The organism is Streptomyces sp. NRRL B-24572, assembly GCF_002156145.1.
GTDB lineage: Bacteria > Actinomycetota > Actinomycetes > Streptomycetales > Streptomycetaceae > Streptomyces > Streptomyces vietnamensis.
In genome coordinates this window covers 1-9,641 of sequence record NZ_MWIG01000526.1, presented here as the reverse complement: position 1 = coordinate 9,641, position 9,641 = coordinate 1, and the positions used below count along the sequence as shown (strand labels likewise).

Genomic DNA, 9,641 nt, shown 5'->3' with positions numbered 1-9,641 from the left:
GGCGGCGCTACGCGGGCGGCATCCTCATCGTCTCCCCGACCCCGCTCCTCGTCTCGTACACCGAGGGCGTCCTGCCCTCCCTCGGCGAGGAGGGCCAGGTCGCGATCCGCGCCGTCGGCTCGCTCGTCGACGGCGCCGAGGCCACCGCGTACGACGAGCCCGCCGTCTCCCGCGTCAAGGGCTCCTCCCGCATGGTGCACGTGCTGCGGAAGGCCGCCCGGGGCGCCCTGGAGAGCCCCGACGCCCCGCAGCTCCTGCGCGTCGTCGCCTTCGGGCGGCGGCTCGAGCTGGAGGCCGACGAACTCCGCCGCATCCGCCACAACGTCCTCGGCGGCACCGCCCCCGTCAACCTGCTCCGGCCGCGTGCCCGGCGGCTGCTCCTCGACGCGCTGTACGCCAAGTCCGGCGCCGCCGGCCGGCACAGCGACCCCGAGCTCGCCGCCGAGCTGCGTTCCTCCTTCGACGAGGACGTCTCGACCGAGGATTCGTTCCTCTCCTTCCTCGACGCCTGGTGGCCCGAGCTCACGCCCCGTCAGGTCCTCGGCGCCATGGTCGACGAGCGGCGGCTCGGGCGCTGGGCCCGGCGGATCCTCAACCCGGGCGAGGTGCGGCGGCTCGCGCGTTCGCTGCGCCGCCGGGACCTCTCCGTCCACGACGTCGCCCTCCTCGACGAGCTGAACACCCTGCTCGGCGCCCCGGCCCGGCCCCGCAAGAAGCGGGAGTACGACCCGTTGGACCAGCTCACGGGCCTGGAGGAGCTGATGCCCGTACGGGAGGAGACCCAGCGGGAGCGGGCCGAGCGGCTCGCCGCCGAGCGCACCGAGTACGCGCACGTGATCGTCGACGAGGCCCAGGACCTGACGCCCATGCAGTGGCGGATGGTCGGCCGGCGCGGCCGGCACGCCACCTGGACGGTCGTCGGCGACCCGGCGCAGTCCTCCTGGTCGGACCCGGACGAGGCCGCGGAGGCCCGCGACGAGGCCCTCGGCTCCCGGCCGCGGCGCCGCTTCGAGCTCACCGTGAACTACCGGAACCCGGCGGAGATCGCCGAGCTCGCCGCCAAGGTCCTCGCCCTCGCCATGCCGGGCAAGGAGTCGCCTCGCGCGGTCCGTTCGACGGGTGTCGAGCCCCGCTTCGTCCCCGTGGCGGAGAAGGGCGATCTGGCCGAAACCGTACGTTTGGAAGCGGAGCGGCTGCTCGGCGAGGTGGACGGGACCGTCGGTGTCGTCGTCGCCATGAACCGGAGGGAAGAGGCCGCGCGTTGGCTCGCCGGCCTCGGCGACCGGGTGGTGGCCCTCGGCTCCCTGGAGGCGAAGGGTCTGGAGTACGACGCCACGGTGGTCGTCTCTCCCGCCGAGATCGCCGACGAGTCGCCCGCCGGCCTGCGGGTGCTGTACGTGGCGCTCACCCGGTCCACCCAGGCGCTCACGGTGCTCGCGGGCGACCGTGACATGCCGGACGAGGCGGGGGTCCCGGACCTGCTGAGGGACTGAGCCGGTCGGCGCCGCGGGCCGGGCCGACCGGGACCGCGGCGCCGATTTCAGGTCAACCTGTGGCGCTGGAATCACCAACCAGGGTGGTTTGTTAGCCTTGTCGTGGCACCGGCTCGATCCAAGCCCCCGGGCCCAACCTTCGTCCCTCAGAGGGACCACTTGCCGCGAGGCGAGCATGGCGGGTCGGTGCCACTTAGATGTATGTACGAAGTTGAGGCCCCCGTCACCATCCGGTGACGGGGGCCTCTTCTGTTTCCCCGGCACTTCTCGTATGGTGGAAACTACTTTCCGAAAACGAAATGACCGCATTACCTGCTACCGGCGGGTAGGTGCGACCATCGGAGGGCGCCGCCAGGCAACCAGCCGGGGCGGCGTAGCAGCGAAGCTCAGGGAAAGCAGAGGAACTCGGCCATGGCAACGGCGCCCAGCGTCTCGTACTCGATGACGGTCCGGCTGGAGGTTCCCGCCAGCGGAACCGCGGTCTCCCAGCTCACCACGGCGGTGGAGTCCCACGGCGGATCCGTCACCGGCCTCGACGTGACCGCCTCCGGCCACGAGAAGCTCCGCATCGACGTCACCATCGCCGCGACCTCCACCGCGCACGCCGACGAGATCGTCGAGCAGCTGCGCACCATCGAGGGCGTCGTCCTGGGCAAGGTCTCCGACCGTACGTTCCTGATGCACCTCGGCGGCAAGATCGAGATGGCGTCGAAGCACCCCATCCGCAACCGTGACGACCTCTCCATGATCTACACCCCGGGCGTCGCCCGCGTGTGCATGGCGATCGCCGAGAACCCCGAGGACGCCCGCCGCCTCACCATCAAGCGCAACACCGTCGCGGTCGTCACCGACGGCTCCGCCGTCCTCGGCCTCGGCAACATCGGCCCGATGGCCGCGATGCCGGTCATGGAGGGCAAGGCGGCCCTGTTCAAGCGCTTCGCCGACATCGACGCCTGGCCGATCTGCCTCGACACCCAGGACACCGACGAGATCGTCGCGATCGTCAAGGCGATCGCCCCCGGCTTCGCGGGCATCAACCTGGAGGACATCTCCGCGCCCCGCTGCTTCGAGATCGAGGCCCGGCTGCGCGAGGCCCTCGACATCCCCGTCTTCCACGACGACCAGCACGGCACCGCCATCGTCGTCCTCGCCGCCCTCACCAACGCGCTGCGCGTGGTCGGCAAGGGCATCAACAACGTACGGGTCGTCATGTCCGGTGCCGGCGCCGCCGGTACGGCCATCCTCAAGCTGCTGATCGCGGCGGGTGTGAAGCACGCCGTCGTCGCCGACATCCACGGCGTCGTGCACGCGGGCCGCGAGGACCTCGTGGACGCCGCGCCCGGCACCCCGCTGCGCTGGATCGCCGACAACACCAACCCCGAGGGCGTCACCGGCACCCTCAAGGAGGCCGTCGTCGGCGCGGACGTCTTCATCGGCGTCTCGGCCCCGAACCTGCTCGGCGCGGAGGACGTCGCCGCCATGGCGGAGGGCTCCATCGTGTTCGCGCTCGCGAACCCCGACCCGGAGGTCGACCCTGCCGCCGCCCGGCAGACCGCCGCCGTCGTCGCCACCGGCCGCTCGGACTTCCCGAACCAGATCAACAACGTGCTGGTCTTCCCGGGCGTCTTCCGCGGTCTGCTCGACGCCCAGTCCCGTACGGTCAACACGGAGATGATGCTGGCGGCGGCCTCCGCCCTCGCCGGCGTGGTCACCGAGGACGAGCTGAACCCGAACTACATCATCCCGTCGGTCTTCAACGACAAGGTCGCCGGCGCGGTCGCCGGAGCCGTCCGGAACGCGGCGAAGGCCGCGGGCGCGGGCACGGCGACGAACGGGCGCTGACGGCGGACGCCGAGCGGGCCCCGAGCGGGCCCCGAGCGACCGCTGACGGCGCGTCGCGATTCGCGGAGCCGTAAACCCGCCTTTAGGGTGGCTTTTCGGCTCCGCGCTGTTTTCGCGGCGTCGACGGAACGTCACCACCACGGGAATCGGGCGCTTTTCGTGTGACCCGCGGGGGTGCCGGATTGGCGTTCCCGCCGCTGGTGGGGGCAGGATGCGTGTTTGGGCGCGAGGGTCTGTCATTTGACCCGGGTCCGGGGACTGTCCGAGGGCCCTGGCAGCATCGGCTTCGCTGTACCCAATCGCGCGGCTTCCGCCGCGTGGCACGCCTCACAGGCAAGAAGAACACGGGAGTAACAACATGAACCGCAGTGAGCTGGTGGCCGCCCTGGCCGACCGCGCCGAGGTGACCCGCAAGGACGCCGACGCCGTGCTGGCCGCTCTCGCCGAGACCGTCGGTGAGGTCGTCGCCAAGGGTGACGAGAAGGTCACCATCCCCGGCTTCCTGACCTTCGAGCGCACCCACCGTGCCGCTCGCACCGCTCGTAACCCGCAGACCGGCGACCCGATCGACATCCCGGCCGGCTACAGCGTGAAGGTCTCCGCGGGCTCGAAGCTCAAGGAAGCCGCCAAGGGCAAGTAAGGCTGCCTAGAGGCGCAGAAAGGGCGGCCACCCTGTCAGGGGGTGGCCGCCCTTTCGTTCGTGCCCGTACGGGCCCTTGCGGGCCCGCGATGCCTTGCAGGGCCCCGTGGAGCACTGCAAGGCCTTGCGTCCGGACCGGCGCGCTGCCCGGGAGCTCGACCTTCGCGGCCGGCTCGACGAGCTTCTCCATGCCGTGCCTGCCCGGGGGACGACCCCCGGACCCCCAGCAGGGGGCGCCTGGGGGCCGGCGAGCCCCGGAGCGCCGGGTCAGACCAGCGCGCTGCCGGGGAGCTCGACCTTCGCGCCCAGCTCGACGAGCTTCTCCATGCCGTGCCTGCCCGGGGGACGACCCCCGGACCCCCAGCAGGGGGCGTCTGGGGGCCGGCGAGCCCCGGAGCGCCGGGTCAGACCAGCGCGCTGCCGGGGAGCTCGACCTTCGCGCCCAGCTCGACGAGCTTCTCCATGAAGTTCTCGTAGCCGCGGTTGATCAGGTCGATGCCGTGGACCCGGCTCGTGCCCTGGGCCGCGAGCGCCGCGATCAGGTACGAGAAGCCGCCGCGCAGGTCGGGGATGACCAGGTCGGCGCCCTGGAGCTTCGTCGGGCCCGACACGACCGCCGAGTGCAGGAAGTTCCGCTGGCCGAAGCGGCAGTCGGAGCCGCCCAGGCACTCGCGGTACAGCTGGATGTGCGCACCCATCTGGTTCAGCGCGGAGGTGAAGCCGAGCCGGGACTCGTACACCGTCTCGTGGACGATGGAGAGGCCGGAGGCCTGCGTCAGGGCCACGACCAGCGGCTGCTGCCAGTCCGTCTGGAAGCCGGGGTGCACGTCCGTCTCCAGGTGGATCGCGTTCAGCGAGCCGCCCGGGTGCCAGAAGCGGATGCCCTCGTCGTCGATCTCGAAGGCGCCGCCGACCTTCCGGTACGTGTTGAGGAAGGTCATCATCGAGCGCTGCTGGGCGCCGCGCACGTAGATGTTGCCCTCGGTGGCCAGCGCCGCCGACGCCCAGGAGGCCGCCTCCAGGCGGTCCGGGAGCGCCCGGTGGGTGTAGCCGTCGAGGCGGTCGACACCGGTGATCCGGATGGTCCGGTCGGTGTCCATGGAGATGATCGCGCCCATCTTCTGCAGGACGCAGATCAGGTCCTCGATCTCGGGCTCCACGGCCGCGTTCGACAGCTCGGTGACGCCCTCCGCGAGGACCGCCGTGAGCAGCACCTGCTCGGTCGAGCCGACCGAGGGGTACGGGAGGCGGATCTTGCAACCGCGAAGACGCTGCGGGGCCTCCAGGTACTGCCCGTCCGCCCGCTTCTCGATGGTCGCGCCGAACTGGCGGAGCACGTCGAAGTGGAAGTCGATGGGCCGGCCGCCGATGTCGCAGCCGCCCAGGCCCGGGATGAAGGCGTGGCCGAGGCGGTGCAGCAGCGGGCCGCAGAAGAGGATCGGGATGCGCGACGAACCGGCGTGGGCATCGATGTCAGCGACGTTGGCGGACTCGACGTGCGTCGGGTCGAGGACGAGTTCGCCGGGCTCCTCGCCCGGGCGGACCGTCACTCCGTGCAGCTGGAGCAGCCCGCGGACGACGCGGACGTCACGGATGTCGGGAACGTTGCGCAGACGGCTGGGACCGCTGCCGAGCAGGGCGGCGACCATCGCCTTGGGCACGAGGTTCTTCGCGCCGCGAACGCGGATCTCGCCCTCCAGCGGGGTTCCGCCGTGGACAAGCAGGACATCGTCTGTGCCGGTCATGAATCTCGCGTTCCGAAAGTGGGTCCGACGGGTGGCCAGAGAAAAGGGTAAAGGGCCATGAGACCCCGATCGGGTGCCTCGTGGGGCCTGTCAGATGTAATGAATTCGGCACAACACCCTCTGTTCCCGTGATCTTGCGGAGCGTCACCGTCCGCTTGTCCTCGCGGGGTGGTCAGACGCCGCGGCCCCGGCCCTCCTGAGCTGCGGTGGTCACCGGCTTCCCCGGATCGCGCCCGACAACCCCCCGCGAACGCCGAAGATGCGGGATCATGTGTCGCATGACCGAGGTGTCCTCGCTCACAGGACGGCTGCTCGTGGCCACCCCCGCGCTGGCGGACCCGAATTTCGACCGCGCGGTGGTCCTGCTGCTCGACCACGACGACGAGGGCTCGCTCGGCGTCGTCCTCAACCGGCCCACGCCGGTCACCGTCGGCGACATCCTCGCCCCCTGGGCCGCCCTCGCCGGCGAACCCGGCGTCGTCTTCCAGGGCGGCCCCGTCTCGCTCGACGCGGCCCTCGGCGTCGCCGTGATCCCCGGCGACGAGGGCCCCCTCGGCTGGCGGCGGGTGTACGGGGCGATCGGCCTGGTCGACCTGGAGGCCCCGCCCGAGCTGCTCGGACCCGCGCTCGGCTCGCTGCGGATCTTCGCGGGGTACGCGGGCTGGGGCCCCGGCCAGCTGGAGGCCGAGCTCGGCGACGGCGCCTGGTACGTGGTCGAGTCGGAGCCCGGCGACGTCTCCTCGCCCCGCCCCGAGATGCTCTGGCGGCAGGTACTGCGACGACAGCGCGGCGAGCTCGCGATGATCGCGACGTACCCCGACGACCCGTCCCTCAACTGAGGGCCACGGCTTTCAGTACCCTTGGCGGTTATGAGCACTCTCGAGCCCGAGCGCGGGGCAGGTACGGGAACCCTCGTCGAGCCGACGCCGCAGGTGTCCCACGGTGACGGCGACCACGAGCGCTACGCCCACTACGTCCAGAAGGACAAGATCATGGCGAGCGCCCTCGACGGCACGCCCGTCGTGGCGCTGTGCGGAAAGGTCTGGGTACCGGGGCGCGACCCCAAGAAGTACCCGGTCTGTCCGATGTGCAAGGAGATCTACGACTCCATGGGCGCGGGCGGCGGCGACAAGGACAAGGGCGGCAAGGACAAGTAGTCGTGCTGTCCTGACGTCGGGGCGAGCCCTTCCGCGGCCCCCGTCGCGCGTACTCCGGTACGTGCGACGGGGGCCGTTTCGCGTTCCGGAACGGGCCGGTGCGGCGGGAACGGGCCGGTGTGGTCGGCGCGGCCGGCGCGGCCGGTGCGGCCCATGTGGTCGAGACCTCTTGTCGGTCCGGCCGGAGGCCCCCTAGCCTCGCTGTGTTGTGCAACGCGAAACGGTCGTTGCATATGGTGCAACGCTCGCGTGTGGAGGGGACGATGACGTCGGAGCAGGACCTGATTCCCGCACCTCTGTCGGTGGAGCGACGGGGGAGCGCCCCCGGGCGTCCCTCGCTCGACGAGCGGACCACGCTCGACGCCGGACCCGGCACCGAGTCCACCGCCCGCTGGCTCCGCGCCGCGCTCGGCGCCGCCACCGGGCTGCCGTTCGCCGACGGAGCGGGCGAGCACGCCGTGCGGCTGCGGATCAGCGAGGAGGCGGCACGGGAGCGGGGCCCGGAGGGGTACCGCCTCTCCACCGAGGCCCCGGACGCCGCCGTCGTCATCGAGGGCGGCGGCCCCGCCGGGGTCTTCTGGGGCGCCCAGACCCTCCGTCAGCTCCTCGGCCCCGACGCGTACCGCAAGGCGCCCGTGCGGGGGGACACGGCCCGGGATCTCCCGTACGTGACCATCGAGGACGGCCCCCGCTTCGGCTGGCGCGGCCTTCTCCTCGACGTCTCCCGGCACTTCACGCCCAAGGACGACGTCCTGCGCCTGCTCGACCTCCTCGCCGCCCACAAGCTGAACGTCCTCCACCTCCACCTCACCGACGACCAGGGCTGGCGCATCGAGATCGAGCGCCACCCGAAGCTCACCGGGGTCGGCGCCTGGCGGGCCCGCACCAAGTGGGGGCACCGCGCCTCGCCGCTCTGGACCGAGACCCCGTACGGCGGCTTCTACACCCAGGACGACATCCGCGAGATCGTCGCGTACGCCGCCGAGCGGCACATCACCGTCGTCCCCGAGATCGACCTCCCCGGCCACGCGCAGGCCGCCATCGCCGCCTATCCCGAACTCGGCAACACCGACGTCGTCGACACCGCCGCCCTCACCGTCTGGGACACCTGGGGCGTCAACCCCAACGTCCTCGCTCCCACCGAGGCCGTCCTGCGCTTCTACGAGGGCGTCTTCGAGGAGGTCCTCGACCTCTTCCCGTCCACCTTCGTCCACGTCGGCGGCGACGAGTGCCCCAAGGACCAGTGGAAGGCCTCCCCGACCGCCCAGGCCCGCATCAAGGAACTCGGGGTCGACGACGAGGACGGCCTCCAGTCCTGGTTCATCCGCCACTTCGACCGCTGGCTCGCCGCCCGCGGCCGCCGCCTCATCGGCTGGGACGAGATCCTGGAGGGCGGGCTCGCCGACGGAGCGGCCGTGTCGTCCTGGCGGGGGTACGCGGGCGGGATCGCCGCCGCCGAGGCCGGCCACGACGTCGTCATGTGCCCCGAGCAGCACGTGTACCTGGACCACCGGCAGGCGCCCGGCGAGGACGAACCCATGCCCATCGGATACGTCCGCACCCTGGAGGACGTCTACCGCTTCGAGCCCGTCCCGCCGGGCCTCCCGCCCGAGGCCGCCGCCCACATCCTGGGAACCCAGGCCAACGTCTGGACCGAGGTGATGGAGAACCGCTCCCGCGTCGACTACCAGGTCTTCCCGCGCCTCGCCGCCTTCGCCGAGGTCGCCTGGTCCGCGCTCCCCGCGCCGGAGGCGCGCGACCACGCCGGTTTCGAGCGCCGTATGCGCACCCACTACCGGCGCCTGGACGCCCTCGGCGTCGACTACCGCCCGCCCGCCGGGCCCCGTCCCTGGCAGCGGCGCCCAGCCCCAGAAGGGATCGAATGCAGTCTCGGCAGGCCGCTGGAGGGCACGCCCCCGAACGTGTGAGGGACCCGACGTCACCCGATCACCCAAGAGTGGTGAAACGGAAGTTACCGTCGCAGCCAGGGCGTCCCGGACGGAACAGTCCTTCGCGGACCCTCGCGCCGGACTCCTCGGAAGATGTGCCAGAGTTGCCACGTCCGGCCTGCGAGCACGTACGGTACGCCCACACGCAGGCGCGTCGTACCGCCGCTCGCGGGCGCGACGGCCGGGCACAGTCGGGGACCACCGGGACACCGGGAAGGGGCAGCGGGTTGACCACGCACGCACCACAGACGGCGCAGTCCGTGACGCTGCCCGTCTCGCTCGACGAGGCCGTGGCGGCACTCACGGCCATGCCGGCCGCCGTGCCCGTCGCCGGCGGCACCGACCTCATGGCCGCCGTCAACAAAGGCCAGCTCCGCCCCGCCGGACTCGTCGGCCTGAGCCGCATCAACGAGATCCGCGGCTGGCAGTACCAGGACGGCCACGCCCTCCTCGGCGCGGGCCTCACCCACGCCCGGATGGGCCGACCCGACTTCGCCGCCCTCATCCCGGCCCTCGCCGCCGCCAGCCGCGCGGCCGGGCCGCCCCAGATCCGCAACGCCGGCACCCTCGGCGGCAACATCGTCACCGCCGCGCCCACCGGCGACTCGCTGCCCGTGCTCGCCGCCCTTGAGGCCGACCTCGTCGTCCTCGGGCCGCTCGGCACCCGCGAGATCCCCGTCTCCCACCTCCTCGCGGGCCGCGACCTGCTCGCCCCCGGCGAGCTCGTCGGCTTCGTCCGCGTTCCGCTGCTCCACGCGCCCCAGGTCTTCCTCAAGGCCACCGGCCGTACCGGCCCGGCCCGCGAGGAGGTGGGA

Annotated in this window: 8 protein-coding genes; 7 read left to right on the top strand and 1 reads right to left on the bottom strand. The window is 72.0% G+C overall.

What is annotated here, in order from left to right; translation table 11 throughout:
* From CCN56_RS28935 to CCN56_RS28920, 3 genes are all read left to right on the top strand, one after another.
* The coding region (locus CCN56_RS28935) for a UvrD-helicase domain-containing protein (protein ID WP_179200020.1) at nucleotides 1-1,493 on the top strand (1,493 nt) is incomplete at its 5' end.
* Between the two features lie 411 nt (nucleotides 1,494-1,904).
* Nucleotides 1,905-3,335, top strand: coding sequence for an NAD-dependent malic enzyme (locus tag CCN56_RS28930; protein WP_086830932.1), 1,431 nt, complete (start codon nucleotides 1,905-1,907; stop codon nucleotides 3,333-3,335).
* A 358-nt stretch (nucleotides 3,336-3,693) separates the two neighbouring features.
* Nucleotides 3,694-3,975: an HU family DNA-binding protein gene (locus CCN56_RS28920; protein ID WP_015033921.1), complete on the top strand. Its 282-nt coding sequence runs from the start codon at nucleotides 3,694-3,696 to the stop codon at nucleotides 3,973-3,975.
* 404 nt (nucleotides 3,976-4,379) lie between these two features.
* Here CCN56_RS28920 and murA read toward each other — a convergent pair whose 3' ends face one another.
* Entirely contained in the window at nucleotides 4,380-5,720 is a 1,341-nt protein-coding gene (gene murA, locus CCN56_RS28915; RefSeq protein ID WP_030692046.1) for a UDP-N-acetylglucosamine 1-carboxyvinyltransferase, read from the bottom strand.
* A gap of 278 nt (nucleotides 5,721-5,998) precedes the next feature.
* On the opposite strand from murA, the gene CCN56_RS28910 reads away from it, so the two are divergent.
* The 4 genes from CCN56_RS28910 to CCN56_RS28895 all read left to right on the top strand — a co-directional run.
* Entirely contained in the window at nucleotides 5,999-6,559 is a 561-nt protein-coding gene (locus CCN56_RS28910; protein ID WP_086830931.1) for a YqgE/AlgH family protein, read from the top strand.
* Between the two features lie 30 nt (nucleotides 6,560-6,589).
* Nucleotides 6,590-6,877, top strand: coding sequence for a DUF3039 domain-containing protein (locus CCN56_RS28905; protein WP_015033918.1), 288 nt, complete (start codon nucleotides 6,590-6,592; stop codon nucleotides 6,875-6,877).
* 263 nt (nucleotides 6,878-7,140) lie between these two features.
* Nucleotides 7,141-8,805, top strand: a complete 1,665-nt coding sequence (locus CCN56_RS28900; RefSeq protein ID WP_086830930.1) for a beta-N-acetylhexosaminidase — start codon at nucleotides 7,141-7,143, stop codon at nucleotides 8,803-8,805.
* A 248-nt stretch (nucleotides 8,806-9,053) separates the two neighbouring features.
* On the top strand, nucleotides 9,054-9,641 hold a 588-nt coding region (locus CCN56_RS28895), incomplete at its 3' end, for an FAD binding domain-containing protein (RefSeq protein ID WP_179200019.1).